At 43.4% G+C, this 26,084-nt stretch carries 22 protein-coding genes and 5 tRNA genes; 20 read left to right on the forward strand and 7 right to left on the reverse strand.

Features of this window, described 5'->3' with window-relative positions; genetic code table 11:
* Positions 1-63 precede the first annotated feature (63 nt).
* Positions 64-756, forward strand: a complete 693-nt coding sequence (locus tag ACFQZI_RS02985) for a hypothetical protein (protein ID WP_377138210.1) — start codon at positions 64-66, stop codon at positions 754-756.
* A 101-nt stretch (positions 757-857) separates the two neighbouring features.
* Here the strand turns inward: ACFQZI_RS02985 and ACFQZI_RS02990 are convergent, their stop codons facing one another.
* The 4 genes from ACFQZI_RS02990 to ACFQZI_RS03005 form a co-directional block, all read right to left on the reverse strand.
* Positions 858-2,309, reverse strand: a complete 1,452-nt coding sequence (locus tag ACFQZI_RS02990; protein ID WP_377138213.1) for a glycoside hydrolase family 30 protein — start codon at positions 2,307-2,309, stop codon at positions 858-860.
* Between the two features lie 26 nt (positions 2,310-2,335).
* Positions 2,336-3,178: a ThuA domain-containing protein gene (locus tag ACFQZI_RS02995; RefSeq protein WP_377138215.1), complete on the reverse strand. Its 843-nt coding sequence runs from the start codon at positions 3,176-3,178 to the stop codon at positions 2,336-2,338.
* A gap of 130 nt (positions 3,179-3,308) precedes the next feature.
* Entirely contained in the window at positions 3,309-3,692 is a 384-nt protein-coding gene (locus ACFQZI_RS03000; protein ID WP_377138218.1) for a DUF3037 domain-containing protein, read from the reverse strand.
* Positions 3,670-4,464 carry a HipA family kinase gene (locus tag ACFQZI_RS03005; RefSeq protein WP_377138221.1) on the reverse strand — a complete coding sequence of 265 codons (795 nt, stop codon included), beginning with the start codon at positions 4,462-4,464 and terminating at the stop codon, positions 3,670-3,672. The genes ACFQZI_RS03000 and ACFQZI_RS03005 overlap by 23 nt, the downstream gene beginning before the upstream one ends.
* A 194-nt stretch (positions 4,465-4,658) precedes the next feature.
* Here ACFQZI_RS03005 and ACFQZI_RS03010 point away from each other — a divergent pair, with 194 nt between their 5' ends.
* Complete coding sequence (locus ACFQZI_RS03010; protein WP_377138223.1) at positions 4,659-7,088, forward strand: AsmA family protein; 2,430 nt, start codon at positions 4,659-4,661, stop codon at positions 7,086-7,088.
* 28 nt (positions 7,089-7,116) lie between these two features.
* Here ACFQZI_RS03010 and ACFQZI_RS03015 read toward each other — a convergent pair whose 3' ends face one another.
* Positions 7,117-7,578 (reverse strand): hypothetical protein, encoded by a 462-nt coding sequence (locus tag ACFQZI_RS03015; protein WP_377138226.1) that lies wholly within the window; start codon positions 7,576-7,578, stop codon positions 7,117-7,119.
* Positions 7,579-7,737: 159 nt separating this feature from the next.
* On the opposite strand from ACFQZI_RS03015, the gene ACFQZI_RS03020 reads away from it, so the two are divergent.
* From ACFQZI_RS03020 to ACFQZI_RS03030, 3 genes are all read left to right on the forward strand, one after another.
* The gene (locus tag ACFQZI_RS03020; RefSeq protein WP_377138229.1) at positions 7,738-9,489 is read left to right on the forward strand and encodes a family 43 glycosylhydrolase; all 1,752 of its coding nucleotides are present in this window, start codon (positions 7,738-7,740) and stop codon (positions 9,487-9,489) included.
* A 142-nt stretch (positions 9,490-9,631) separates the two neighbouring features.
* A complete protein-coding gene (locus tag ACFQZI_RS03025; RefSeq protein ID WP_377138231.1) occupies positions 9,632-10,126 on the forward strand; it encodes a hypothetical protein in 495 nt (164 codons plus the stop codon).
* Between the two features lie 56 nt (positions 10,127-10,182).
* On the forward strand, positions 10,183-11,139 hold the full coding sequence (locus ACFQZI_RS03030; RefSeq protein WP_377138234.1) for an acetyl-CoA carboxylase carboxyltransferase subunit alpha: 957 nt from the start codon (positions 10,183-10,185) through the stop codon (positions 11,137-11,139).
* A gap of 285 nt (positions 11,140-11,424) precedes the next feature.
* Here the strand turns inward: ACFQZI_RS03030 and ACFQZI_RS03035 are convergent, their stop codons facing one another.
* The gene (locus ACFQZI_RS03035) at positions 11,425-12,429 is read right to left on the reverse strand and encodes a serine hydrolase domain-containing protein (RefSeq protein WP_377138236.1); all 1,005 of its coding nucleotides are present in this window, start codon (positions 12,427-12,429) and stop codon (positions 11,425-11,427) included.
* A 104-nt stretch (positions 12,430-12,533) separates the two neighbouring features.
* The gene (locus ACFQZI_RS03040; protein ID WP_377138239.1) at positions 12,534-15,668 is read right to left on the reverse strand and encodes a DUF2723 domain-containing protein; all 3,135 of its coding nucleotides are present in this window, start codon (positions 15,666-15,668) and stop codon (positions 12,534-12,536) included.
* A gap of 213 nt (positions 15,669-15,881) precedes the next feature.
* On the opposite strand from ACFQZI_RS03040, the gene ACFQZI_RS03045 reads away from it, so the two are divergent.
* The 15 genes from ACFQZI_RS03045 (at position 15,882) to ACFQZI_RS03115 (ending at position 26,042) form a co-directional block, all read left to right on the forward strand.
* Positions 15,882-15,952 (forward strand) — tRNA-Gln (locus ACFQZI_RS03045).
* A gap of 153 nt (positions 15,953-16,105) precedes the next feature.
* On the forward strand, positions 16,106-17,050 hold the full coding sequence (locus tag ACFQZI_RS03050; protein WP_377138242.1) for a ribose-phosphate pyrophosphokinase: 945 nt from the start codon (positions 16,106-16,108) through the stop codon (positions 17,048-17,050).
* An 89-nt stretch (positions 17,051-17,139) separates the two neighbouring features.
* Complete coding sequence (locus tag ACFQZI_RS03055; RefSeq protein WP_377138245.1) at positions 17,140-17,721, forward strand: 50S ribosomal protein L25/general stress protein Ctc; 582 nt, start codon at positions 17,140-17,142, stop codon at positions 17,719-17,721.
* Positions 17,722-17,892: 171 nt separating this feature from the next.
* Positions 17,893-19,746 (forward strand): DUF4185 domain-containing protein, encoded by a 1,854-nt coding sequence (locus ACFQZI_RS03060; RefSeq protein WP_377138248.1) that lies wholly within the window; start codon positions 17,893-17,895, stop codon positions 19,744-19,746.
* 104 nt (positions 19,747-19,850) lie between these two features.
* Positions 19,851-20,411, forward strand: coding sequence for an aminoacyl-tRNA hydrolase (pth, locus tag ACFQZI_RS03065; protein ID WP_377138251.1), 561 nt, complete (start codon positions 19,851-19,853; stop codon positions 20,409-20,411).
* Between the two features lie 10 nt (positions 20,412-20,421).
* Positions 20,422-20,772 carry a Spx/MgsR family RNA polymerase-binding regulatory protein gene (locus ACFQZI_RS03070; protein ID WP_377138254.1) on the forward strand — a complete coding sequence of 117 codons (351 nt, stop codon included), beginning with the start codon at positions 20,422-20,424 and terminating at the stop codon, positions 20,770-20,772.
* Between the two features lie 174 nt (positions 20,773-20,946).
* On the forward strand, positions 20,947-22,899 hold the full coding sequence (locus ACFQZI_RS03075) for a M1 family metallopeptidase (protein WP_377138257.1): 1,953 nt from the start codon (positions 20,947-20,949) through the stop codon (positions 22,897-22,899).
* Between the two features lie 107 nt (positions 22,900-23,006).
* Positions 23,007-23,690, forward strand: a complete 684-nt coding sequence (locus ACFQZI_RS03080) for a hypothetical protein (RefSeq protein ID WP_377138260.1) — start codon at positions 23,007-23,009, stop codon at positions 23,688-23,690.
* Between the two features lie 89 nt (positions 23,691-23,779).
* Positions 23,780-23,974 (forward strand): 30S ribosomal protein S21, encoded by a 195-nt coding sequence (rpsU, locus tag ACFQZI_RS03085; protein ID WP_377138263.1) that lies wholly within the window; start codon positions 23,780-23,782, stop codon positions 23,972-23,974.
* A gap of 89 nt (positions 23,975-24,063) precedes the next feature.
* Complete coding sequence (locus tag ACFQZI_RS03090) at positions 24,064-24,978, forward strand: tyrosine-type recombinase/integrase (RefSeq protein WP_377138265.1); 915 nt, start codon at positions 24,064-24,066, stop codon at positions 24,976-24,978.
* A gap of 12 nt (positions 24,979-24,990) precedes the next feature.
* On the forward strand, positions 24,991-25,338 hold the full coding sequence (gene hpf / locus ACFQZI_RS03095) for a ribosome hibernation-promoting factor, HPF/YfiA family (protein WP_377138268.1): 348 nt from the start codon (positions 24,991-24,993) through the stop codon (positions 25,336-25,338).
* 241 nt (positions 25,339-25,579) lie between these two features.
* Positions 25,580-25,652, forward strand: a tRNA-Thr gene (locus ACFQZI_RS03100).
* Positions 25,653-25,716: 64 nt separating this feature from the next.
* Positions 25,717-25,797: transfer RNA gene (locus ACFQZI_RS03105), tRNA-Tyr, on the forward strand.
* A gap of 81 nt (positions 25,798-25,878) precedes the next feature.
* Positions 25,879-25,951: transfer RNA gene (locus tag ACFQZI_RS03110), tRNA-Gly, on the forward strand.
* Between the two features lie 19 nt (positions 25,952-25,970).
* A tRNA-Thr gene (locus tag ACFQZI_RS03115) sits at positions 25,971-26,042 on the forward strand.
* The last annotated feature ends 42 nt before the right edge of the window (positions 26,043-26,084 follow it).

Consider the following 26,084-nt stretch of genomic DNA (forward strand, 5'->3'; position numbering starts at 1 on the left):
TGATGATGACCTTAATTAAACCATAGGCAGTTAAATAGCGTCATACTACCAAAATTAAGAAACATGAAAAAGATATTATTGATGATAACATTCCTGGCCGGCACCGCGGTGTTTGCCCAGGCACAAACCCAAAGGGTAGCAAAATCGCCGGAGCAGCGAGCGAAACACAGAACGGATATGTTGAGCAAAAAATTAGCCCTGTCGGCAGATCAGTCTAAAAAAGCCGAAGCGATTTTTGCAAAAAGCGCTGCCAGCATGGATAGCCTGAAGGCTGCGAAAGGCGCCGACCGTAAAGCGACGCGCGAAAGCCGTAAAGCTATTATGGTTACTACCGATGCGAATTTGAAAACTATATTAACTGCCGATCAGCAAAGTAAATATGCCGATTTGAAAGCCAGTTTTAAAGGTAGGATGCATGGCAAACGCGGCGGGCACAAAAATATTGCGCCAGAGCAAAAGGCACAGCGAATGTCTCAGATGCTACAGAAGAAATTAACGCTTAGCCAGGATCAGTATGCTAAGGTGAACACCATTTTGCTGAAGCGCGCTACACAAATGGATAGCCTAAAAGCTAACCGAAGCACTGCCGACCGTAAGTTGAACCACGAGAGCCGCAAAGCAATTATGATGCAAACCGACGGTGAACTTAAAGCGGTATTTAATGCCGAACAATTAAAGAACTACACTGAGCTTAAAGCTCAGTTAAAAGAAAGAATGAAAAACAGGAGAGGCGTTAAAGCCCCAACTGCCGGATAATTTTTGTGAGTGAGTGATGAGTGATAAAGCGGGATGTCCAATGGCGCCCGCTTTTCTTGTTGAATAACAAAGCCCTTCAAAATTTGAAGGGCTTTGTTATTCTATTGCACTACCAGGGTAGCTATTGAATGTGGTTCGCTTGTGGTTTTGGCAGCCTTGCCTTTTATCCATAAACTGTAATCAATTTTCTCATCGGTGCGGTTCATTACTACTACGGCTATCGAGCCATTAGGATTTTGATAGGCGGTGGTTAGCAGTTTGTCTCTGCTTGCAGCGGCAGCAATACGTTTTGCACCCGCCTGAATGTATTTAGAGAAATGGCCTATATAGTAGTAAGAGTTAGTGTACAATAACTGCCCATTGCGTGTATCGGCATGTACCGGCGCGAAACAGAAGTTACCCACATGGTTTGGTCCGCCTTTTTCATCAAGCAGGATGTTCCAGTCGGTCCAGCCTACGGTGCCGGCATTAAAATCGTTTATCATAGATAGGCCATAACGCTCGCCAAGGTTCCAGTCGTCCAAACGGGTGAAATCAAACTTTTCTACACAACCCTCTGTAAAGATCAGGTTCTTATCGGGAAAGGCAGCATGTGTCAAACGGGTATTCTCAAAGTTTTGGCCTGCGCCTGTCCAGGTCTCATACCAGTGGAAACCAATGCCCCAAATGTATTTGGCAGCGGCAGGGTCTTCCAAAATGGTGCTTGCGCGTTGGTAAAGCAGGTCGCGGTTATGGTCCCATACGATCAGTTTTTTCGACTGCATGCCTTGTTTCCAAAGCGTTGGTCCTAAATAGTTCTTCACAAAATCGCGCTCTTCCTCAGCCGTATATTTGCAAGATTCCCAGGTTTGCGTTGCCATCGGTTCGTTTTGTACCGATAGGCCCCAGATAGGGATGCCCAGTTTTTCATATTCTTTAATAAACTTGATATAGAAGTTTGCCCAGCTCTGTGCAAATTCGGGCTTTAATTTGCCTCCGTGTAATACATCGTTGTTATCCTTCATAAAAGCGGGCGGGCTCCATGGCGATACAAACATGGTTAGCTTACCACCGGCGGCAGCAGTTGCCGCCTTAATGAACGGGATGCGGTACTTTTTATCGTGGCTTACATCAAAGGTCGACAGGTTTTTATCGCTATTGCTTACATAGCTGTAGCTGCCGCTACTAAAATCGCAGCTTTGGATATTGGTGCGGGCAAGGGTAAAGCCAATGCCTTTAGTTTTACTGTAGTAAGCTTCTAAAAGCTCAGTTTGCTTATCTTTCGGCAGCTTGTAAAAAGTTTCGGCAACGGCATCTGTTAACGCGCCGCCAATACCCAGCATGGTCTGAAACTTCTTTTCAGGGTCTACAAAAACAAGTGTTTCGGTTTCGGGTGGTTGTGCTTCTGTAACAAATTTTAAGTCACCGGCAGGGGCAAGTCTTTTGGTCGATCCTTTTTCGGTAACGTACATTTTTACCGTTTTATTAGTAGCCGAGTACGGCGTTTTTTTTGCCTGGCTAAAAGCGCTCACACTGAAGCACAAAAGGCCGGCTATCACAAGTGTTTTCTTCATGTTGGGGTAGGGGTTACGTTTTATTGTTATTTCTTGTTACCCAGCCATAGCAGGGTGTTTAATATCAGTTTGTCTTCTGCCGGGTTGCCGAAAGTGAGCGATAGGTCCTTATTGGTTTTATGCTCGTAATCAATATCGTTGTGGCCCATATTAAAGTAAACCATGTTATATTTTTTGTTGGTCCACACTACGGGATAGTAACCGCTATGCCATATTTCATGCTGTTTAGGGCCTGTGCCCAGCGGAAAACTTACCGGGTCTATAGATGCTAATATTTGAATATCCGGATTTTTAGTCAGATCGTTTTGCCAGCGGTACCATTCATTTGGCGATGCCTTAAAGGTGTTGCCAAGCCCTTTCATAGCCGGGTGGTCTTTACCTTCAACCTTTAAAATAGCCGATGTTGGTCTCCAGGTGTTACTGTCATATTCGCCCGAGCCTAAAAAGGTATTATGGTACCAATCCCAGTTTTGCGGCACTGCCGATTGATTAAGTGCGAACGCCGAGAAGTGGAACCCCATCCAGCAGCCACCGTTCTTCATATATTTTTCGAAGGCCGCGCGTTGCAGAGAATCCTCCGGGCGGGTATCTAAAAAAATAACTACTTTATATTTTGCCAGGAACCCGGTATTCAGGTTTTTCCAGTTGTTGGTAGAATCGTATGTGAAATTATACTTCTTAGCCATGGCAGGGAACCATTTGTTAGCCTCGTGCATAAAGCTGATGTGAGCCTGGTCTTCCTTACCGGTGTAAAAAGCAATAACGCTGAATTTAGGTTTGATCTTCTTTTTTTGCGCGATGGCATCATTTAGCACACAAAAACAAAGCATGCAAAGCACAAAGGCTTTTATCCTGACAGATAGGTTCATGAAGCGGTTAATTGGTTAATGGAGAGCTAATTTATAAATATATAGTGTACATTTTACATACCCCAAAATATAAATCTGCGAAAACGATGGCGTAACAGGGTGTTCATTAACCCATGAGGGGCACAAAGAATTATTTCACCAATTGATCGTACAGTCTTGTCAGCGAATCTTCGCCATCCAAACAAAACCCGGGGTGTACCTTAGAGGTTTGTACCACCGTGCTGCGGGTAGCTGTTAACCAGCGGAAACGCGAAGGCGCATCCAACTCACCAATTGGGCCGGCATCTTTACCACCCTGCGCAATACGCTGGAACGAGAGCAGGTTTTCTTCAAGTGCCTCAATGTCCAGGTCTTTGGCGAAGGCTTGCAGGCGCTCCCTGTCAACGTGGTATATCATTTTCAGAAATTTTTGTTTACTGCACAACAAAACAACCCCTACGTTCAGAAATTCCTCACGCTCTACCCTTGGCACCACGCGTATTACGGCATACTCAAATAAGTGTCGGTCTTGCATTTTGTGCTTCGGTTACAAAAACATTTGAGTTAGCTAATCGGGTGTTCAGGAATTTGGCGTAAATCTGCCGCTGCTCATCCTCTGTTTCAAACGAGCGGTCTGTAAGCCATGCATCCGGTATGAGGTCTACAACCGATTGAATAAATTTCGGCGTCAGTATGGCTTTAAATTGTGCGTCCATCGCCTCCAGTTCTGTGGCTTTGCGCAGTAGCACATGATCTTTTATTTGCGTAAAAGGGCGTTTTGCCTGTTCCTCCCAGTTTTCCATATTATGATGGAAGTATAACGCCGCGCCATGGTCTATCAACCAAAGCTCGCGGTTAAACATCAGCATATTAGTATTGCGTGCGGTGCGGTCTACATTCATCAGCAGCGCATCCATCCACACAATTTTCGAGGCCATTTCGGTGGTTACAAAAGTAACGGTAGGGTCGAAGGTGATTGAGCCTGATAAATAATGCAGAGCGAGATTAAGCCCTACACTAAACTTTAACAGATCTTGTATTTCCTCATCCGGCTCGGTGCGGCCAAAGGCTTCATCCAGTTTGGCAAACACCAGTTCGGGCACTTTAAAGCCAAGTTTACGGGCAATTTCACCGCCTATCAGGTCGGCAATAAGAGCCTTTGGTCCCTGTCCGGCACCACGAAATTTAAGTACATATAAAAATCCGTCGTCTGCCTCGGCAATAGCGGGCAACGAACCGCCCTCGCGCAATGGCGTAACATAGCGGGTAACGTTAACGGTGCGTAAGTGGGGTGCAGTATTAGCCATGGTTTGTCCGGAGCTAATATAGGTAAAATAGGCTATTCTACTCACCCCCTACATTACTCCGTTTGCCTAGCTCTCTGCTTCGCAAAGAGGGTGAGAAGGTTTTTCACCCGGTCATTATTCCCATCCGCTATTAACCATCTTGTTACAAAGCAAACAAAATAAGGCATTTAACTATTTAACCTAAAACTGTTGATATGCCTAAGTGGTTAAAAATTTCCCTTAAGATTATTGCCGGCGCTGTACTACTAATTGTGCTGGTACTTGTTGGCGCAACCATGTATATCAGTTTCAATAAAGCCAAGGTGCTTAAAATGGTGAACGAACAGCTTGATAAAAGTGTGGACGGCACCCTCGTTATAGGCGATATGAAGCCAAATTTCTTCCGTGGTTTTCCGGATGTTTCGCTTACCCTGCAAAACGTATTGATCCGCGATAAACAGTACGACCGCCATAAGCATACGCTGCTAAACGCCAAAGATTTTAATGTTTCTATCAATACCATGGCCTTGTTCAGGGGCACGATCGACATTAACCATATTGATATCAGTAATGCTGCTATCGACTTGTTTACAGATAGCACAGGTTACAGTAATACCGCCGTTTTTAAAAAGGATAATAAAAAGGTAAAAGATAACCCGTCAGAAAGCAGCTCGTCCACCCAATTAAAAAAGTTTACACTAAGTAACGTGACGTTTACAGTAGATAACAGGCAGGCATATAAACTTTTCAAATTTAGCGTGAATGACCTGAGCGGCAAAATGCAATATCCGGACAGTGGCTGGCGTGCCAATTTCCATCTGGATGTACTGGCAAAAAGCATGGCATTTAATAGTAAGCGGGGCAGCTTTATAAAAAACCAAAAACTTGAAGGTGATTTTGTTGCCGGCTATAACGAGGGGAGTGGCAAGGTAAATGTATCGGTACAACCTTTAAACATTGGTGAAACGCCATTTAAAATAAACGCAGTTTTTGCAACAAAGGATAAGCCGTCGGCTAATTTTGACATCAACATTGTTGCCGACCAGATCTTATGGCGACGCGCCTCTGGATTGCTTGCGCCCAATATTACCGAAGTGTTGAATCGCTTTAACATCAGCAAACCCATGGATGTTACCTGTAACCTTAACGGAAGTTTTGGAGGAGGCGATGGTGGCCCTAAAATTTATGTAACCGCCAGGGTTAAGGATAGTAAGATAACCATACCGGGCGGCGAACTGGACAATTGCAGTTTCAACGGCATTTTTACTAACAATTATGTGAAGGATAAGGGTTACGGCGATGATAACTCTGCCATTAAACTAATAGGGTTAAAGGGGAGCTACAACCACCTGCCGTTCACTATTGATACCGGCAGCATTATTAATCTGGTAAAACCTATTGCCACAGGTAATTTTAAATCGAACTTCCCGGCGGCTGATCTTAATTACTTTTTGGAAGACAACGTAGCCAAGTTTGCCAATGGCGAGGCTGATATGAAGCTGCGTTACACCGCAGATATTGTAGATTACAAAATAAACAAACCTGTTATAAGAGGGGCTATAGTACTGCGTAATACCGATATACATTATATCCCGCGTAATATTAAGTTAACCAATTCGTCCATATCCTTAAATTTTGTTGGCGATGACCTGATACTAAGCAACATTCGCCTGCAAAGCGGCCGAAGCATTGTTAACATGAACGGTCGGGTAAACAACTTCCTTAATTTATATTATAACGCGCCAGAAAAGATCTTGCTTACCTGGCAAATACGTAGCCCGCAACTTTACCTTGGCGAATTTTTAGGCTTTTTAGCCGAACGTAAACAAACGCCCGCAATTAAAAGCAGGGCCAACAGCGGTAATGTTGTAGACCAGCTAAGCACGGTGCTTGAAAAGGGCAAAGCCGAAATGCACATGCAAGTTGCCAAAGTTTACTATAAAAAATTCCTGGCGACGGATGCAACTGCCGACCTGCTGACTACTGATAATGGCATTATTATCAAAAATATAGGGGTTAAACATGCCGGTGGCTTTTTAAAAATGAATGGTAAAATGATGCAGGGTAAAAAGCTGAATAATTTTGCTGTGAACACGGTGATAAGCAACGTAAACATGCGCGAATTTTTTGTGGCCTTTAATAATTTTGGTTTGCAGGATTTTACGTCGGAAAACCTAAAGGGCTTTTTATCGGCCAAAACAAGCATTACCGGTGGCATTACAGATGCCGGTAACCTGGTGCCAAACTCCATTAACGGTAATTTAGACCTCAGCTTACGCAACGCGGCTTTAATTGATTTTAAACCGTTGGTAAGCGTAGGTAAATTCGCGTTCCCATTCCGCAACCTTAAGAACATTAGCATACCAAAGTTAGATGGGCACTTTTTGGTTAAAGGTGATATGATAACCATAAAACCATTGCAGGTTAGCAGCAGTGTGTTAAATGTGGATGTAGAAGGCGTTTATGGGTTTACAAGAGGAACCGATATTGCTTTGGATATACCGTTGCGCAACCCGGGGAAAGATAGCCTGATTACAGACAAGGAAGAACTTGCCAAAAAACGCTTTAAAGGAATTGTGCTCCACATCCGCGCGCACGAAGAGGGCGGCAAGATGAAGATAGGCTGGAATAAAAATCACAAATAATAGTTAAGGGCCCAAGGGCCCTTTGTTGTTACAATATCTTTTTACAGGTGGCAACCAATATCCCCTTATCAAATAAAAGCAGGTTGCCTTTTTTGTCAACTTTGTAGCTTTCGTCGGGGCGTTCCACACTTACGTAGCCATCACCTTCCTTCCGGATCTCTGATGCGGCTGCGGTAATAGGCGGCGTATCATTCAGTTTCAGATCGTTTCCTACGAATGTTATAGCCTGAATGTAAACCTTATGTCCGCTGCTTACCACTTCATAGGCAATACTTTCGCCTTTATCGGTTTTAATGGTTTCATCGTGCCATGCGCCAACCAGTTTGCCGGTATCTATAACAGCAGGAGGCGAAGTTGCCGTCGGGGCCGAAGGGGCTTTAGCAATGGTATCAGCCACGGGTGCTTTATCGGTTTTAGCGGTGTTGTTGCAAGATGCGAAGCTTAAAGCTGCAAAGGCAATTATTGTCGCCCGGGATAAGTTTTTGTACATAGCGTGTTGTTTGAATGGGCGAAGATACAAAATACGGCGGCTATCAAATTTCTTGCAATGTCACAACTAATTGGCCAATTAGTGTTAAAGGCTAAGGCGTGTTTCTTTTATCGGCCCAAAAACTGATATTTGATGTGCTAACCAAATACGCTACCTGTTATGAAGTTCCGGATCCTTTTAACTGCCCTTATATACGCTTGTGTGTTATCCGCAACGGCACAAACCAAAAGGCTTACTTATTGTAACCCGCTGAATTTAGATTACGGCTACACGCCGTTCGAAAATTTCGCGGCATGGGGCAAGCACCGCGCCACTGCCGACCCTACCGTTACCCTTTTTAAAGGCAACTACTATTTGTTTAGTACCAACCAGTTTGGATACTGGTGGAGCAGCGATATGCTGAACTGGAAGTTTGTATCGCGCAAGTTTGTACGGCCCTACAATGAGGTGAAAGGCGACGAGCTTTGCGCGCCCGGCACATTGGTTTTAGGCGATACCTTGCTGGTAATAGGCTCTACCTATAACAAAGATTTTACCCTGTGGATGAGTACCGACCCGCGTACCGATACCTGGAAGGCCGCTAAAGATTATTTTAAAGTAGGGGCGTGGGACCCGGGGTTGTTCGCGGATGATGATGGCCGCGTGTACATTTATCATGGCAGCAGTAACACCCTGCCTATGTACGGGCAGGAAATAGACCGCAAGACCTTTGAGCCTATAGGCCCTAAAAAGGAAATGATCAAGCTCGACTGGAAAGAACACGGCTGGGAGCGCTTCGGCGAGAACAATGATAATGTATTCCTAACCGGCTTTATGGAAGGAGGGTGGATGAACAAGTATAACGGAAAATACTACCTGCAGTATGCCGCGCCGGGCACCGAAGGCCGTGGATATGGCGACGGCGTTTATGTGGGCGATAAGCCCCTTGGTCCGTTTACTTATCAAAAGCATAATCCGTTCAGTTATAAGCCTGGCGGCTTCGCGAAAGGAGCGGGCCACGGCGCTACCTGGGCCGATAAATATGGTAATTACTGGCACATCAGCACTATGGTTATTAATGTGAAGAATAATTTTGAACGCCGTAACGGTTTCTGGCCGGCCGGTTTTGATAAAGATGGTGTGTTGTACACTAATACTTCCTATGGCGATTACCCGCACTACTTAGCCATTGGCAAGGAAGACCACTTGAAAAGCAATTTTACAGGTTGGATGCTGCTTAACTACAACAAGCCTGTGCAGGTATCGTCAACGCTGGGTGCTTATGTGCCAAACCTGGCGGTTGATGAAGATATTAAAACCTATTGGAGCGCAAAAACGGCCAACAAAGGCGAATGGCTGCAAACCGACCTTGGCGAAGTGAGTACCGTTAGGGCTATCCAGCTAAACTATGCCGATCAGGATGCCACTTTCATGGGCAAATCTTTAGGGGTTTATCACCAGTATGTGATCACCTCTTCTATCGATGGTAAAACGTGGAAGATGCTGGTAGATAAAAGCAGGAATAAAACCGATGTACCGCATGATTATGTGGAGCTGAAGACCCCGGCAAAGGCACGCTATCTTAAAGTAACGAACTTGCACATGCCAACCGGTAAGTTTGCTTTATCGGGCTTCCGTATATTTGGCAAAGGAGCCGGTGCCGCGCCCGATACAGTAAGGAATTTAATAGTGCTGCGTGGTGATGCTGAGCGCCGCAATTCCTGGATCCGCTGGCGACAAACTGACGGGGCTGTGGGCTACACCATTTACTTTGGCACCGAACCCGATAAACTGTATAACAACATAATGGTATACAATGTAAACGAGTACTATTTTAACGGGATGGAAAAAAGCCTGCCATACTATTTCCAGATAGAAGCCTTTAACGAGAACGGAATAAGTAAGCGTACTAAGGTGATGAAGGTGGAGTAAACCACTCTTGCCTCAATGTCCTTTCGGGGAAAGCGTAGCGACGAGAAATCTTCTTCAAGCGATATTTAAACTATGCAAATTGAAGGGTACTATAGTAAAAACCTTGGCTCAAATATTGCGCGTTTATAATCAAACTGATACTATGTTTAAACTACTGACTGCCACTGTTTTTATCATGTTCATCAGCTTTAATGCCAAAGCGCAGGCCCCGGATAGCACGTTAAAACCATCCCCTGTGAAAACGTTGAGCGATGTGCAATACAATGCTCTCATAAGAGGGGAGGATGTTTATGGAATGAGCACGGTCGCCGATATTAACGGCTTCCCATCGGCAGAGAAAGCGTTAAAGTTTAAGAAGGAGATAGATCTTAGCCCGTCGCAGGTTAGCTCTTTAACTAAAATATACACCGAGTTAAAGCGTAAGAAGATAGAAATGGGCAACTTTATTGTAACTAACGAAATTAAACTGGATGCCTTATTCCGCACAAAAAAGATAAACGAAAGCAACCTTATTTACTATACAAACCGCTATGGTTTATACCAGGGCGAATTGCGGAATGCTATTTTAAACGCGGCGCTTAATACCTATTATTTACTATCGCCACAGCAGATAAATAAATTGAAAACATTCAAGTAAGGATAATTAAACAATATGCCATTTGATTTATTTAATTTAGCGGCCAATAAAATTGTATGAAGATTACATTTGATTTTGAAAAACCACTGGCAGAATTGCAGGGGCAGATAGAAAAGGTTAAGCAAGTTGAAGAGAAAAACAAGCTTGACATGTCGGCCACCATTGCAGAACTTGAAGCCAAGATGGAAACCGCTAAGAAAGATATTTATGCTAACCTAACCGGCTGGCAAAAAGTACAGATATCCCGCCACCCCGAGCGCCCTTATACCCTACAATACCTTGAGCTGATGTGCGATGATTTCATTGAGATACATGGCGACCGTACTGTAGGTGATGATAAGGCGATCATAGGTGGTTTTGGGACTTTAAATGGTCAAACCGTGATGTTTATTGGCCACCAAAAAGGCCGTAACACTAAAGAGCGGCAGTACCGCAATTTTGGTATGGCCAACCCCGAAGGTTACCGCAAAGCTTTAAGGCTGATGAAAATGGCCGAGAAGTTTGGCAAGCCCGTGGTTACCCTGATAGATACCCCGGGAGCATTCCCAGGTCTTGAGGCTGAAGAGCGCGGACAGGGCGAAGCCATTGCCCGTAACCTGTTAGAAATGGCAGTACTAAAAGTGCCTGTTATTTGTGTAGTGATTGGCGAAGGTGCATCTGGTGGTGCATTAGGTATAGGTATTGGCGATAAGGTTTTAATGCTGGATAACTCCTGGTATTCGGTAATCTCTCCCGAGAACTGTTCTACCATTCTTTTCAAGACCTGGGAGCAAAAAGAACGCGCTGCCGAAATGCTGAAACTGACCTCGACAGAAATGTTGAAGAACAAACTAATAGACGGCGTTATAAAAGAACCGCTTGGCGGCGCTCATCAGGACCCGGTTGCTATGGCTGCCATTCTTAAAAAACAATTGATAAAAGACCTTAAAGCCTTGGGCGAACGCAACGTTGATGAACTGGTTGCCGAGCGTATCGACAAATTCTGCAGCATGGGTGTTGTGGAAGAGGACTAATTATTTTAAGGTAACATTATACAAAAGCGGCTCAAAGGCCGCTTTTTTTTATGCATTATTAATTAGTGTCCCGTTATTTATGTCACTGTGTTAAATTTAAATTTCAAATTGCTGTAAATCAAACACTTGGATTTTTATGTGGATGGGACACTGTAAAGTAGTTTTTATTTAAGTAATTGTTTACCAGTTGCTTAAAAGGTCAGAGGGGTGTCCCGTTTTTTAAAAAACGGGACGGAATGGGACACCCTGTACACTGACCCGTCAAAACTTAATTTTTAAGGCCTATTATGGCTTGTCATCCATAATAGCCTCAATCGCATTGTTAATATCGTACAAATTGTTTTGTTTATTATTGGTCATCAGTATTACTGTACGGCCTTTAGGTACACTTGCGGTTAGCAGGGCCTGGTAATTCATAGCCGTGCCATCATGCTGGTGTGTAATAAGTTTAGGTCCGTCCATGGTACCGCCGCCCAAGCCACATTGCCGGTTGGGTGCAAAAGGCGTTAGGATCTGCCGTGTAGATTCGGGGTTGATAAGTTTAAAATTCTCCAGGCCCTTTTCCCATTTGTAAAAATCATCAAGTGTTACGGCCGTCCACCCGGTTATGGGGTAAACCAATGGCGAACGTACAAAGCTGTTATTATAGGAGATAGCCATAAAAGGTGTGCTATCAACCGGGTCAACTATTGAATTGTTCATGCCAAGCGGCTTCAGCAATTTTTTGGAGACAAAGTCATTAAACTTCATCCCGCTTACTTTTTCGATAATCTGACGTTGTAAAAAAGTATTGCTGTTGTTATAGGCATATTGTGTGCCTGCCTCAAAGTCGGGCTTTTCAATGGCCTTTATAGCTGCTAAAGCATCAGCATCACCATTCAGTGCTTTCCAGTTAAGGTTAGGGATACCGCTGCTATATTGCAGCAGGTTTTTTATACTGATGTTGTTTGCCCAGCCGGGCATCCCGTTAAGATATTTGTTAATTTTATCATCAATATTCAGCTTCCCCTGTTCTTGCAGCATCATGATGCTAACCGCATTAAATTCTTTAGCTATCGAGCCGATGTGGAACCGGTAAGCAGTGGTTAACTGCACCTGTTTAGTTGTATCGGCATATCCAATAGCGGTTCTGTATATTACTTTCCCGTTTTCTGCCACCAGCACGTTGCCGTTAAATAGCCCTTGTTTGTTTTTCTCTTTAATAAGCGAGTCTATCCTGTTAAGTTTATTTTGGGCTGATGCTATGCCGGTTATCAGCAACAGGGCTAACAGGATGTATGTAGATTTCATAAGTGATGGTTTTAAATGAGACGATACAAAGCCGCGAATGTTACGACATATATGGCATAAAAAAAGCGGCTCTCGGCCGCTTTTGCTTTATCATAAATCGAAGACTATTGCTGTGTTTGCATTCCGGCAAATTTATTGCCGTAGTCTTTTAACTGGCCGTTTATGGTGCCGCTTAAGCCGTCCTGCTTAAAGTTTTTGGTTAAATTAACCATGCCGTTTAATAAGGATAGCGATAATTGCACGTCGCGGGTGTTAAGGTTGCCATCACCTTTTTGATATAAAATGTAGGCGTAATTCAATTGCTCTACCAAATACTTATCAATTTGCTTAACAAGCGATTCGCCTAATTTAACATCCCCCATTCTAAAGGCGCTTTCGGCCATGTAGTATTTACGCACCGCCAGTTCAGACGAGATGATAACAGAAGGCATTACCTCATCATATTTTTTTAAGGCGTTTTTGGCCAGGTCCTGATGCCCTTCTTTTAAAAGGTTATCGGCAAGGGTAGCGTACAAACGGGTAATCAGTGGGTAAAACAAGTTTAACGATTCATGATCCAAATACCTGGCGGTTTTATAATTACCATATTTGTACTTGTTAACCATGTTATCGTACATTTTAAGCGTGTTGCTGTTCTCCTGCGCGGCGGCTGTAGTATCCGGCTGGTATGGCATTAACCTGTATGTTAAGCCTTCACTATAAAGGTACCTGTCAAGCCCAAGCATATTATCGCTTGGTACGGTTGATGCAAAGTACACAGGGCGTTTCCAATTGTTATGCACTAAAACGTCCATCATGGCCAGGTTGTCTTTGGTTACATATTTGCCGGGGTAGGTCCAGGCCATTTCCGGTACTATTTTATCTTTTTTATCGGCAGGTACAGTTCCGGATCTGATTACCTCATCTGCATTAACCGTCATTTTAAAGTTTTTGCTTGGCAGGTAGTTAGCGTTTTCGCCGTTTTGGTATTGCACCATGTTATCCTTATTATCAGAGGTGATAAAATCAAAAACCTCTTTCAGTTCAACATTGCCGGCAATTTTGGCATCGTTATAATAAATAACATCACGGATGCCCGCCTTAAACTTATCATTTGGCATGCTTATAGGCAGCGGCTCTGAACTGTTCATTTTGCCTTTCATTTGGCGGATGTACCAATCGGTACCCAGCAAGCTTAGGTTAACAATACGCACATCGGGCCTTACGCCTTCAACTTCCTGTATGTACCAAAGGGGGTAGGTATCGTTATCGGCGTAAGTAAACAAGATCGCGTTTGGCGCGCAGGAGTTCAGGTAATCGTAGGCAATATCATGCGGGGTAAGTTTGGTAGAGCGGTCGTGGTCATCCCATTCCTGGTTAGCCATTAAGGCAGGGGCCGCAAGTAAGCATACCACGGTTGCAATTATAGCGCTTGTTTTAGGGTTTATTTTTTTACTTAACAGGTCGGCTATAAACAGCACACCCAAGCCTATCCAAATAGCAAAGGCGTAGAACGAGCCCGCATAAGCGTAATCACGCTCGCGTGGTTGCAAAGGGTCCTGGTTTAGGTAAAGCACAATGGCTAAACCGGTAAAAAAGAACAGTATTACTACTACGCCCGCATCGCGCTGGTTACGCTGGAAATGATAGATCATCCCCAATAAACCTATAATAAGCGGAAGAAAATATAACCTGTTGTACGATTTGCTTTGCGTAACGGTACTTGGCAGGTCTTTATTGCCAAAACCGCTTAACCAGCTGCCATCAACACCCTGCGCGGTTTGTCCGTCCATTTCGTTGGCGCGGCCTGCAAAATTCCAGAGGAAGTAGCGGGTGTACATTTGCGTAACCTGCCAGCTGCTGAAAAAGCCAATATTGGTAGCCATGGTTGGGTGCTCCTCGGGCCCAAGGTTGCTCCACATTCTGTAAAACTCAGGATGCCCCGGTTTTTGGCTAAACATACGCGGGAACAGCGTGTTTCTATCGTAGATTGTGTTTAATTTTTTACCTGCAACCTCGTATGCCTTTTCGCCACGGCGATAGATCTTAGCGCCCTCGGTCTGGTCGGTAACCTGCGAATCGAAGTACTCGCCATATAGTAAAGGCGTATCACCATACTGGTCGCGATTAAGGTAGCTGTTAAGCGCGAAAGCATCCTGCGGGTCGCTGTTATTAAGGTTTGTGCCCGCTTTTGCGCGGATAACGATCATTACGAATGAGCTGTAACCAAACAGGATAAACACCGCGCAAATTAACACGCGGTTTAAAGCAACACGCCTTTCGCGCACTTTTATTACATACTCTAATAATGCGAGTATTGCGGCTCCTGCTACCAGGCCAATAATGCCGGCACTAAAGCCAATAGCCAGTATAAAGCAAGCTATAGCGGCCCACATGTATGTTTTTTCGCCGTTTATAGTATATATAATACCTGTGGCAAGGGTGCCAATTACTAATAAATAAAATATGATGGCGCCCGTATTGAACCCCATGCCCAGGCTGTTTACGAACAGCAGATCTGAAAAGGCCGCGCCTTTAACGGTAAATTGTATTACTCCCCAAAGTATCATGGCTACGGTAACTACACCTAAAACAAAGGCCCAGATAGTGCCCGGTGTGGTAACGTTTTTAGCCCTGCGGAAGTAAATAACCAGTGCAATTGCAGGTATAACCAATAAGTTTAGTAAGTGGATACCAATAGATAAGCCCATTACATAGGCAATAAAAATGATCCATTTATCTGCACGTTCTTCATCGGCGTGGTTCTCCCATTTCAATATCGCCCAAAAAACTATGGCGGTACAAAGGGATGATTGCGCGTAAACCTCGCTCTCTACAGCCGAAAACCAGAAGGTATCTGACCAGGTATAGGCTAAAGCACCCACTAAACCGGCACCGATAATTTGTATGATGTTGGTTGGGGTGATCTCTTGCCCGGCCTTAACAACAAGTTTTTTGGCTAAGGCAGTAATTGTCCAAAACAAGAACAGGATGGTTGCGCCGCTGGCCAGTGCCGATGCCATGTTGGTAAAGTAAGCCACCTTCATGTTATCACCAAATGACAGGAGCGAGAACACCTTACCTATCATGGTAAATAAGGGTGCACCGGGTTGGTGGGCCACCTGCAGGCGGTAGATACAAGCTATAAATTCGCCGCAATCCCAAAAGCTGGTAGAGGGTTCAAGCGTTAAAATGTAGGTTATTGATGCAATAATGCCGGCTGCCCAGCCAAAAATATTGTTGATCTTATTGTAGTTCATGCTGATTAATACGAGCTATTTCAGGTTTTAAGCAGCCGAAAATAAGAAAAACATTACGATGTTTATGTTAAATCGGCAAACGTTAACACTTTTTAACGGATGTTTTGGCTCCAAAAATAAATTAGAATACTTTTTTAATTTTTGCTTTTGAGTTTTAAAAAATCGTCCTATATTTGCATTCCTTTTCGGGATGGCTTACAAACCAAAGGAGATTGCCTGATAGTATAATGGTAGTACGACGGTTTTTGGTACCGTTTGTCTAGGTTCGAATCCTGGTCGGGCAACTTAAGAATTTCGGATTTCGAATTTTCAATTTCGGATTAATATCTGATAGAAAAATTGAAATCCGATTGTTTTTTATAAGGGGTTGATGTACTTGAAGCTGCCGATCACGGGCTTAAAACCCGGTATCGTAATCGTAAATCCGAAATAAGAAGATGCCTTTACAGTTTAATACAGTTAAGCTATTTGCAGGATCAGGTTCTAAGGAACTGTCTCAACACATTGCTACATCATACGGGCAGGAGCTTGGCGATGTGGTTTTGTCGCGTTTTAGCGATGGCGAATTTCAACCGCATTTTAACGAAAGTATCCGTGGTTGCGATGTGTTTTTAATACAAAGCACACACCAGCCTACCGATAACCTGATGGAACTGTTAATGATGATAGATGCCGCACGCCGTGCATCAGCTCACTACATTATTGCAGTTATACCTTACTTTGGTTTGGCCCGCCAGGATAGGAAAGATAAGCCGCGTGTTGCCATTGGCTCAAAACTGGTAGCAAACTTACTGGTAGCCGCAGGTATTAACCGTATCATGACGATGGACCTGCACGCCGCGCAGATCCAGGCGTTTTTTGATGTACCGGTAGATCACTTAGATGCATCTATCATATTTGTACCATACATTAAAAGCCTTGGTTTAGGTAACCTAACTATTGCATCGCCGGATATGGGTGGCTCTTACAGGGCACGCAGCTTCGCTAAGTTTTTTAATGCCGAAGTTGTTATTTGCGATAAACGCCGCAAGCGCGCGAATGAGATCGAGAGTATGACCATAATAGGTGATGTTACGGGCCAAGACATTGTACTGATAGATGATATTTGTGATACGGCAGGTACGCTTGCAAAAGCAGCCGGGTTAATTATGGAACGTGGTGCGAAAAGCGTAAGGGCGGTATGTACGCATCCGGTATTATCCGGCAAGGCGTATGAAACTATCGAGAACTCGGCATTAACCGAATTGATAGTGACCGATACCATACCGCTAAAACACAGCAGCCCTAAAATTAGGGTGCTTAGCACTGCCGAGTTGTTTGCAAAGGCAATAAGCAATGTAAACGAGCATGGTTCGATAAGCCAGCTTTTTAGAGTAGATTAAAGAAGCGAATGGATCATGGTTAATGGTTCATAGCCCAAAAGAGAATAAAGACATCCGTTGCCAATGTAGGCGCGGTAATTAAATAAATAATGAAATCATTTGCTATTAGCGGTTCTCCAAGAGAGAACGTAGGGAAAAGAGACGCTAAAGGACTGCGTTACCAGGGCTTAGTGCCTGCAGTACTTTATGGTGGTGCAACACAAACCCACTTTGCAGTGTCCGCAGCTGATTTGAGAGCCGTAGTTTATACGCCGGTTGTTCATTTCATCGACATTGAAGTTGCTGGTGTTAAATCACAGGCAATTATTAAAGATATGCAGTTCCACCCGTTAACGGAACAACTTATCCACATCGACTTTTTATTGTTAGATCAAAACAAGCCGGTAACTATCGAGATCCCTGTAAAATTAACAGGTACTTCTCCGGGTGTTAAAGTGGGTGGTAAATTAGTTCAAAAACTAAGGAAACTGCGTGTTAAGGCATTGCCTAAAGATCACCTGGATAACATTGAAGTGAGTATTGAAGCCCTTGAGGTTGGTAAATCAGTAAAAGTTAACGAGATCAACATCCCTAACCTTACTATTACCAACGCGCAGGAAGATACAATTGTATCTGTAACTACATCACGTGCGTTACGCCAGGCTGAGCAGGAAGCAAGCAAAGGGAAATAATTTATTGGGTTAACTCACCAATTAATTAATTTAAAGGCGACGGTATCAACCGTCGCCTTTTTTTATGTCTGCATTTCCAGATTATGCTATGCAGTAGAAAGTTTCAATAAAATTTGCTAAAACGATTTACTTTTTTATATTTGCTAAACCAATTTAGCATAACTATTAAATATGAGAAAACTATTACTACTGCTTACGGCTATTGTACTTGTTGTATCCTGTTCTAAGGATGAGAAGCGATTTGCCAGTCCGGGAAGAATGATCAAACAGTTTGCGCTTGCCGAGGGGCAGGTAGGCCCGGCGCTGTTCAATAACACCACGCATACCATAACCGTTAACGTGCAAAAAGGTGTAGATATGGCGGCACTAAAAGCCAATATGGTCATATCTGACGGGGCGACTGTATTTCCTGCATCAGGAGAGGCCTTTGATGCCACCTCGCTAAAAAAGCTATTTGTAGTAACCGCCGAATCTGGCGAGAAATACGAATGGAATGTTGAGTTTAAAGTTTACGATTTTAATACTACTGAGTATGGTGTATTTAGTATTACAAGTGCTAATGGTAAATTGCTGCAGGTAGCAGGCAATTACACCTTTAACGAGAAATACAAGGATAACCAGAAAATAGAAGTAGGAACAAACTTGGATGTAATGCCGCTTTGGCAAAAATGGCATCTTATATACAATAGCGCAGTAGGGGGGGTAAGGTATTACCAGATCAGAAATTTATTTACAGGTAAATTTTTAAATGCCGGTGCCGGGGCACAGGCGGGCACACAAGCCGAACAGTACCGCGAATCGGCTAACGCAGCCGAACTATGGGCAGTTATACAAGGATCAAAAATAGGCATTTTTAATATCGTTAATAAGAATACCGGTTTGGCGCTCAGTTTATCGGCTACAGATAGCAGAGTAACCCTTGAAACAGCAGATAGTAAAAGCACAAACCAAAACTTTACGATTTTGCCAATGGCAGAGCAGGTTTACAGGGATGATGCGGCAATAGGTTTCTTTGAAAGGAATAATACAAGCCAGGGTTCGGTAGCGTTTGACCAGGGTACCAGCGTGCCGTTAAGCGATGGCCGTGTATTGTGGATCACACAGGATGCCTGGGACGGTTCAAGACTGCGCGATAATAAGAAATTCGCCTGTTCAGACTTTTTTAACTACAATAATTCGGTAATGATCCAACCAACGGCTACTGATTGGAACCCGGAACATACCCCTAACATGACCATTTCAAACAGCGCGCATGGCAGGCCAAGGCAAATATTTAACAACCAGCCGGGCACGGATTGGTCGTGGCCGGGCTTAGGCGTACAGATAGGCAATAACGTTTGGGTGCAGTGCGGAGAAGGTAAGGGCCTGGGCGCTACAAATCAATCGTTATACAAGCTTACACCTAATGTGGGTAACGAATGGACTGCCGTGCGTTATACACCAGAGGGCATGTCGGGCCAAACAGATATTTCTTATTCTACAGGTATGGTGAAAGGTAACGATGGTTACGTATATTCTTTCGGCTCGCAAGGCTTTAACTTTGGCTATGGCCAAAATATTTTTGTAGCCAGGTTTGCACAAAATGATCCGTTGACGTGGACATTTTGGGATGGTACATCATGGGCAAGCAAGCCTACCACCGCCGATGCTGCAAAAATTGTAGTAGGGCCGGGTAACAACACTATATCTTACCTAAATGGTAAATATATCATGATGTCTATGGATCAGGGCTTTAACTGCGAAACTAAGCGCGATGTCTACATCTCTACGTCTAACAGTCCAACAGGGCCATTTACCGAGCAAAAGTACATTTACACTATTAGCGAATATTTGGTTGGTAAATACGCTCGTTATTATACCCCGGCCATTCACCCCGAATCTGTTAACGGCCGTAACGAATTGTTACTAACCTTTTGTTTGAATTTTTCGGGCTGTGGCGTATCAGATTGTCAGGATGGTTATCTTGATCCGTATTATTATCGTGTAAAAAATATCCGGGTACCGTATTCAATAGTAGGGTTGTAAACCTTACAACGGCTACAAAAGATATCATAGCGATGGGTTTTAAACCCATCGCTATTTTTGTATAATTGCGCTTTAAAAAGTTGCCCCTTTGGGGAGGAGTGGGTATGAAGTATTTAATTGTAGGTTTAGGGAATATTGGGCCCGAGTATGCCGATACCAGGCACAATATAGGTTTTATGGTGCTTGATGAATTTGCAAAGCAGGAGGGGGCTAAGTTTTATAATATGCGGCTGGCTTACTATACCGAGGTAACCTATAAAAGCCGCACCCTTTGTTTGATAAAGCCAACCACCTACATGAACCTTAGCGGTAAGGCCTTAAACCACTGGATGAAAGAGCTGAAGATCCCGGTGCAAAATGTATTGGTTATTGTAGATGATATTGCCCTCCCATTAGGTACGCTCCGCCTTAAACCCAAAGGCAGCGCCGCCGGGCATAACGGTTTAAAACACATCGAAGCAACATTAGGCAACAATGAATATGCCCGCCTGCGTTTTGGTGTGAGCGACAACTATCCAAAAGGCCGCCAGGTAGATTACGTGCTAAGCGGTTTTGATGATGATGAAAAGCCCGAGCTGCCTGCCCTGATAGACCGGTCGATAGAAATGATCAAAAGCTTCGCGACAATAGGTACCGAGCTTACAATGACAAAATTTAACAAATAACTTCCCGCCCATGAAAGTTTACGGCATAACCAATTGCAATACAGTAAAAAAAGCGCTCGATTGGCTTAAAGCAAACAATGTTGCTTACGAGTTTCACGATTTTAAGAAGCTTGGTGTAAGTACCGAAAAATTAATTGAGTGGGATAGCAAGGCAGGATACGAGAAGTTTATGAACAAGCAGGGGTTAACCTACAAACAGCTTGACCCATCTGTTAAGGAGGGCATCAAAACCAAAGATGATGCCTTGCAATTATTGCAGCAGAAAACCAGCATGATCAAACGCCCCGTGATAGAGGAAGGCAATTTCCTTTTCTTTGGCTTTGATGAAAAGGTTTACGATGAACACTTATTAGGTAAATAGTCTTAGTCGAAAGTCCCTGGTAAACATGAAATAGAATGAATTTACCGACTTAAGGCTTTGGGCTTCAGACTTAACACATACTCGTAATTTAATTATTACAGTACATAAATGTCATAGTAGCTAATTCAATAATTAGTATACTTGTCCTTGTTTTTACCAAATCATTAAAAAATTATGAAAATGAAACTAATTGCCGGGTTTACGCTGGCTTTTATGTCTGTTGCGGGCATTAGCCAGGCACAGCAAGCCCCGGTGAGCAATTATAACTACCACGAAACCTTTGCGCCGTTTTTCTACAGCAAAAATGGTAACGAGTTCCGCGCGGCAGATGGGCAGCCGGGCCCTAAATACTGGCAAAACCGTGCCGACTACCAATTATCTGCCACTCTTAACGATCAAAATAACGAAGTAACGGGTGCAGAGATATTAACCTACACTAATAACAGTCCGCAAAAACTTGATTTCCTGTGGATGCAGTTAGACCAAAACTTATTTAAACAAGACTCTCGTGGCACAGCCATCATTCCCCCAAGCGGTAGCCGTAACGGTGGTCGCGGCGCATTGTCAAACGGTGGTTACAACATCAAATCGGTTAAGGTGGGCGACACCCCTGTTAAGTTTTTAATTAATGATACCCGCATGCAGGTGTTTTTACCAAACGGTGTTAACCCTAATGGCGGCCAGGTAAAACTAAACATCGAATATTCATTCGTTGTACCTGAGTATGGTTCGGACCGTACCGGTATCCAAAAAACTAAAAACGGGAACATCTACACAGTGGCGCAATGGTACCCACGCATGTACGTTTACGATGACGTTATGGGCTGGAATACCCTACCTTATACCGGCCCTGCCGAGTTTTATTTAGAGTATGGCGATTTTGACCTAAGCATTACTGCACCTGCAAACCATATTGTGGTAGCATCGGGCGAGTTGCAAAACCCACAAGATGTTTATACGCCGGAACAATTAAAACGTTGGGCATTAGCAGAAAAGAGCGAGGAGACGGTAGTTATCCGTTCTGCAAGTGAAGTCACCGAAGCTTCATCGCGCCCGGCAGGTAAAAAACAACTGACCTGGAAATTTAAGATCAAAAATGCACGTGACGCATCATGGGGTTCATCAGCGGCATTTATAGTAGATGCTGCTAAAATGAATTTGCCAAGTGGTAAAAAATCGACAGCGATATCTGCTTATCCGGTTGAAAGCGATGGTAAAGATGCATGGGGCCGTTCTACCGAGTATGTAAAAAAATCTATAGAGTACAACTCACAAAAATGGTTCGAGTATCCTTACCCTGCGGCTACCGCTGTAGCGGGTGTTGTGGGTGGTATGGAGTACCCGGGTATTGTTTTTTGTAGCTGGAAAGCTAAAAAAGCTTCGCTTTGGAATGTTAATGACCACGAATTTGGCCACACCTGGTTCCCGATGATAGTTGGCTCAAACGAGCGTTTGTATGGCTGGATGGATGAAGGCTTTAACACGTTCATAAACACACTTAGCACTGCCGATTTTAATAAAGGCGAATACGCAGGTAAAAAACAGGATATGCAAAAAGTTGGCGCTTACTTAACCAGTTCGCAAATGGAGCCGGTAATGAGCTACCCTGAAAACCTGAAAGAAGAAAATACCGGTTGGATGCTATACTTCAAACCAGGTACAGGTTTAACCTTATTACGCGAGCAGATCTTAGGCCCCGAGCGTTTTGACTTTGCTTTCCGCACTTACATAGCGCGTTGGGCTTTCAAACACCCTACACCTGATGATTTCTTCCGTACTATGGAGAATGCCGGCGGCGAAACATTGCAATGGTTCTGGAGAGGCTGGTATGTAAACAACTGGCGCCTTGATGTTGGCGTACGCGATGTTAAATACGTTGGCGGCGATGCTTCAAGAGGGGCGTTGATTACTTTAGATAACCTGGATAAACTGGTTATGCCTGCAACATTAGAAATTAAAACCGTAAGCGGTAAGGTTGACCGTGTTAAATTACCTGTTGAGATCTGGGAACGTAACAACAGCTTTATTGTTAGGTACCCGTCTACAGAAGAGATCCAATCTGTAACTTATGACCCCGACAAAGTATTGCCGGATTACAATTCGGACAATAATGTGTGGAAAAAGTAATAATATTAAAAAACCCGGTTTAGGCCGGGTTTTTTGTTGGTTTGAAATATTAAAATTGAAACCTTTGCCCAACAATACAGGTTTAACTGTTAGCTAATCTATCAGCCATGAAAAAACTACTCATCCTTATCATTCCATTATTAACAGTAGCTACATTTACCAGCGCGCAAAGTATATTTAAAGGCACTGTTTACGAACATGGCACCAACAACCGCTTATCAGATGTATTTATAAAAGACATCACCAACAAGCAGGTAAGTATTACCGATAAAAAGGGAAACTTTGGCATCCGGGCCGCGGCAGGGCATACTTTAATATTTAACTCGCCCGGGTATACATCAGATACGCTGTACCTGGTTGATATGGCACCTAAAAAGATTGAGCTTACCACGTCAATGATATCTTTAAGGGCAGTTAACATCACGGCCACGCGCACAACCTTTAACCCACGCGAAGAGTACCCCGAGGTTTACGAAAAAAGTAAGGTTTATGCCTTTTCGCCATCAACCTGGTTTAGTGGCGAAGGTAAAAAAGCACGCAGGTTAAAGCGCTACTTTCAGCGCGAGGCAGAGCAGCGTGCCATTGATGCGGCGTTTAGCCCGGCTTACGTAACCAGCCTTGTACCTTTAAAAGGTAACGACCTGGAAAACTTTATGACCATGTTTAGGCCAAGCTATTCATTCCTGCGTGGCAACAACAACGAATCGATGGTGGCATACATAAACGATAGCTACAAAAAATTTATGGCTTTGCCGCCGGATAAGAGGGCGCCGCAATCGTTGAAGCAGTAAGATCGGTACAGAAAAATATAAAATATTGTATTTCAGAATTAAAAGTAATTTCCTACCTTTGACGTCCCTGAAAGGAGGTATTTGGAATTATGATCATCATTAACGTAAAAGACGGCGAATCATTAGATAAAGCATTAAAACGCTTTAAAAAGAAATTTGAAAAAACGGGTGTTTTAAGAGAACTGCGCAGTCGCCAGGCTTTCGAAAAAAAATCAATTACCCGCAGGCATGAAATTAAACATGCTATCTACAAGCAGAATATGAATTTAGAAACTAATGTTTAATTCTTCTCCGGATAGAATTTTACATATTTTCTTGTCACTATAAAAAAACTATTTGTACATTCAATTTATTGGGTGTTCAAATAGTTTTTATGTTTTTAGACAAGTTTATACAGTATATCAGTTACGAGAAAAGGTACTCACCCCATACTGTATCTGCTTACCAAAGCGACCTGGAGCAGTTTATACTTTTTTTGAACCCGCCCAACACCACGCCCCTGGTTACCCACCCATCAGAAATTTCCCATCACGACATCCGCAACTGGATGATAGCCCTGATGGATAACAAACTGCTTGCCCGGTCGGTTAACCGTAAAATTGCCACACTGCGCAAATACTTTAAATTTTTATTGCAGGAAGGGATAGTAACCATTAACCCAACATCGCGCATTACCGTGCCAAAGGTACCTAAAAACCTGCCAACCGTTGTTGACGGGGAAAGGCTTACCGGCATGCTGGATGGCAGGATGGATATTGGCGATGCCCATATTTTTTCTGAAGATTTTGCCGGCCTGCGAGATAAACTTGTTATTGAGATGCTTTTTGGCACCGGCATGCGCCTGGCCGAAATTATAGGCATAAAAGATGATGATATAAATTGGTACGAAAGCACCGTTAAAGTTTTAGGTAAACGCAACAAACAGAGGATAATACCGCTAAATAACGAGCTTTTACAACTGTTAAAGCGATATATGGAGGCTAAAAAAGGTGAAAATTTTAATAACAATTCCTTAACGTTACTCGTTACAAATAAAGGAGCAAGCGCATATCCAAAGCTTGTATACATAATAGTGCAAAAATATTTGTCATACATATCAACCCAGGATAAACGCAGCCCACACGTGTTAAGGCACACCTTTGCAACCAGCCTGTTAAATAAAGGCGCCGATTTGAATGCTATAAAAGAGTTGCTTGGCCACGCTAACCTTAGCGCCACACAAATTTATACGCATAACTCAGTAGAACGACTTAAATCTATTTATAAACAAGCCCATCCAAAGGCATAAAAAGGAGGAAAAATGAAAATTACCGTGCAATCTATTCACTTTACTGCAGATCAGAAACTATTGGATTTTATTCAGAAGAAAGTAGATAAGCTGGAAACCTTTTTTGATCATATCATTAGTGGTGAAGTATATTTAAAATTAGAGAATGTAGAGGATGAGGCCAACAAGATAACCGAAATAAAGCTTTTGCTGCCCGGCAACCAAATTTTCGCTAAAGAGAAGTGTAAAACGTTTGAAGAGGCTACCGATCTGGTGGTTGAGAGCCTTCGCAAGCAGATTGAAAAACATAAAACAAAAAAATCTATTGCTGCCGAAGCTGCTAAAAAAGCGGCCCTTATTGCGGAAGATGATGATTTTTAAGCATATATGAGCGCTAAAATTGTGCGCGGATCGGCAGGTTTAAAGCCTGCCGATTTTTTTTGCAAAAATATTTTGTACAGCTCTAAATTTTTGTAGATTTGCAATCCCTTTCAGAGAGGTCTTAACCACCACTCAGTTTATGGAAAGGGTGGTTCTTTAAAAAGAAATAAAATAGCGCAATTAATTTGCAGCCAAAAAATCCGAAGGCCCGAAATGGTAATAGGTGATGGTAACAATTTAAGCCTCCTTAGCTCAGCTGGTAGAGCAACTGACTTGTAATCAGTAGGTCATTGGTTCGATCCCGATAGGAGGCTCTGTTTATTTCGGAAATATGGTACTTAGCTTCCAATTGAGTATTGTAAATCCGAAATCAACAATGGGGGGATACCAGAGCGGTCAAATGGGGCGGACTGTAAATCCGCTGCTTCGGCTACGAAGGTTCGAATCCTTCTCCCCCCACGAATGATATCCAGTATGCTAAATTCTAAATCTTAAAAATTGTTTTAGGACTTAGAGTTTAGTTTTTGGATTTTAAAAATTGCGGAAGTAGCTCAGTTGGTAGAGCGATAGCCTTCCAAGCTATAGGTCGCGAGTTCGAACCTCGTCTTCCGCTCTACAATGAACTAATACAAGCCGACGTAGCTCAGGGGTAGAGCACTTCCTTGGTAAGGAAGAGGTCATGGGTTCAAATCCCATTGTTGGCTCATAATTTTAACAAATTATATTTTAAAGAATAAATTAACCTA

Origin of the sequence: Mucilaginibacter lutimaris, assembly GCF_042676625.1 — a bacterium.
Taxonomy (GTDB): Bacteria; Bacteroidota; Bacteroidia; order Sphingobacteriales; family Sphingobacteriaceae; genus Mucilaginibacter; species Mucilaginibacter lutimaris.

Coding starts and splice junctions, on each gene's coding strand:
- rpsU (WP_377138263.1), top strand. CDS start 23,780: ATGATCATCATTAACGTAAAAGACGGCGAATCATTAGATAAAGCATTA.
- ACFQZI_RS03030 (WP_377138234.1), top strand. CDS start 10,183: ATGAAGATTACATTTGATTTTGAAAAACCACTGGCAGAATTGCAGGGG.
- hpf (WP_377138268.1), top strand. CDS start 24,991: ATGAAAATTACCGTGCAATCTATTCACTTTACTGCAGATCAGAAACTA.
- ACFQZI_RS03070 (WP_377138254.1), top strand. CDS start 20,422: ATGAAAGTTTACGGCATAACCAATTGCAATACAGTAAAAAAAGCGCTC.
- ACFQZI_RS03055 (WP_377138245.1), top strand. CDS start 17,140: ATGAAATCATTTGCTATTAGCGGTTCTCCAAGAGAGAACGTAGGGAAA.
- ACFQZI_RS03015 (WP_377138226.1), bottom strand. CDS start 7,578: ATGTACAAAAACTTATCCCGGGCGACAATAATTGCCTTTGCAGCTTTA.
- ACFQZI_RS02995 (WP_377138215.1), bottom strand. CDS start 3,178: ATGAACCTATCTGTCAGGATAAAAGCCTTTGTGCTTTGCATGCTTTGT.
- ACFQZI_RS02985 (WP_377138210.1), top strand. CDS start 64: ATGAAAAAGATATTATTGATGATAACATTCCTGGCCGGCACCGCGGTG.
- ACFQZI_RS03040 (WP_377138239.1), bottom strand. CDS start 15,668: ATGAACTACAATAAGATCAACAATATTTTTGGCTGGGCAGCCGGCATT.
- ACFQZI_RS03075 (WP_377138257.1), top strand. CDS start 20,947: ATGAAAATGAAACTAATTGCCGGGTTTACGCTGGCTTTTATGTCTGTT.
- pth (WP_377138251.1), top strand. CDS start 19,851: ATGAAGTATTTAATTGTAGGTTTAGGGAATATTGGGCCCGAGTATGCC.
- ACFQZI_RS03060 (WP_377138248.1), top strand. CDS start 17,893: ATGAGAAAACTATTACTACTGCTTACGGCTATTGTACTTGTTGTATCC.
- ACFQZI_RS03010 (WP_377138223.1), top strand. CDS start 4,659: ATGCCTAAGTGGTTAAAAATTTCCCTTAAGATTATTGCCGGCGCTGTA.
- ACFQZI_RS02990 (WP_377138213.1), bottom strand. CDS start 2,309: ATGAAGAAAACACTTGTGATAGCCGGCCTTTTGTGCTTCAGTGTGAGC.
- ACFQZI_RS03035 (WP_377138236.1), bottom strand. CDS start 12,429: ATGAAATCTACATACATCCTGTTAGCCCTGTTGCTGATAACCGGCATA.
- ACFQZI_RS03080 (WP_377138260.1), top strand. CDS start 23,007: ATGAAAAAACTACTCATCCTTATCATTCCATTATTAACAGTAGCTACA.
- ACFQZI_RS03050 (WP_377138242.1), top strand. CDS start 16,106: ATGCCTTTACAGTTTAATACAGTTAAGCTATTTGCAGGATCAGGTTCT.
- ACFQZI_RS03025 (WP_377138231.1), top strand. CDS start 9,632: ATGTTTAAACTACTGACTGCCACTGTTTTTATCATGTTCATCAGCTTT.
- ACFQZI_RS03090 (WP_377138265.1), top strand. CDS start 24,064: ATGTTTTTAGACAAGTTTATACAGTATATCAGTTACGAGAAAAGGTAC.
- ACFQZI_RS03005 (WP_377138221.1), bottom strand. CDS start 4,464: ATGGCTAATACTGCACCCCACTTACGCACCGTTAACGTTACCCGCTAT.
- ACFQZI_RS03000 (WP_377138218.1), bottom strand. CDS start 3,692: ATGCAAGACCGACACTTATTTGAGTATGCCGTAATACGCGTGGTGCCA.
- ACFQZI_RS03020 (WP_377138229.1), top strand. CDS start 7,738: ATGAAGTTCCGGATCCTTTTAACTGCCCTTATATACGCTTGTGTGTTA.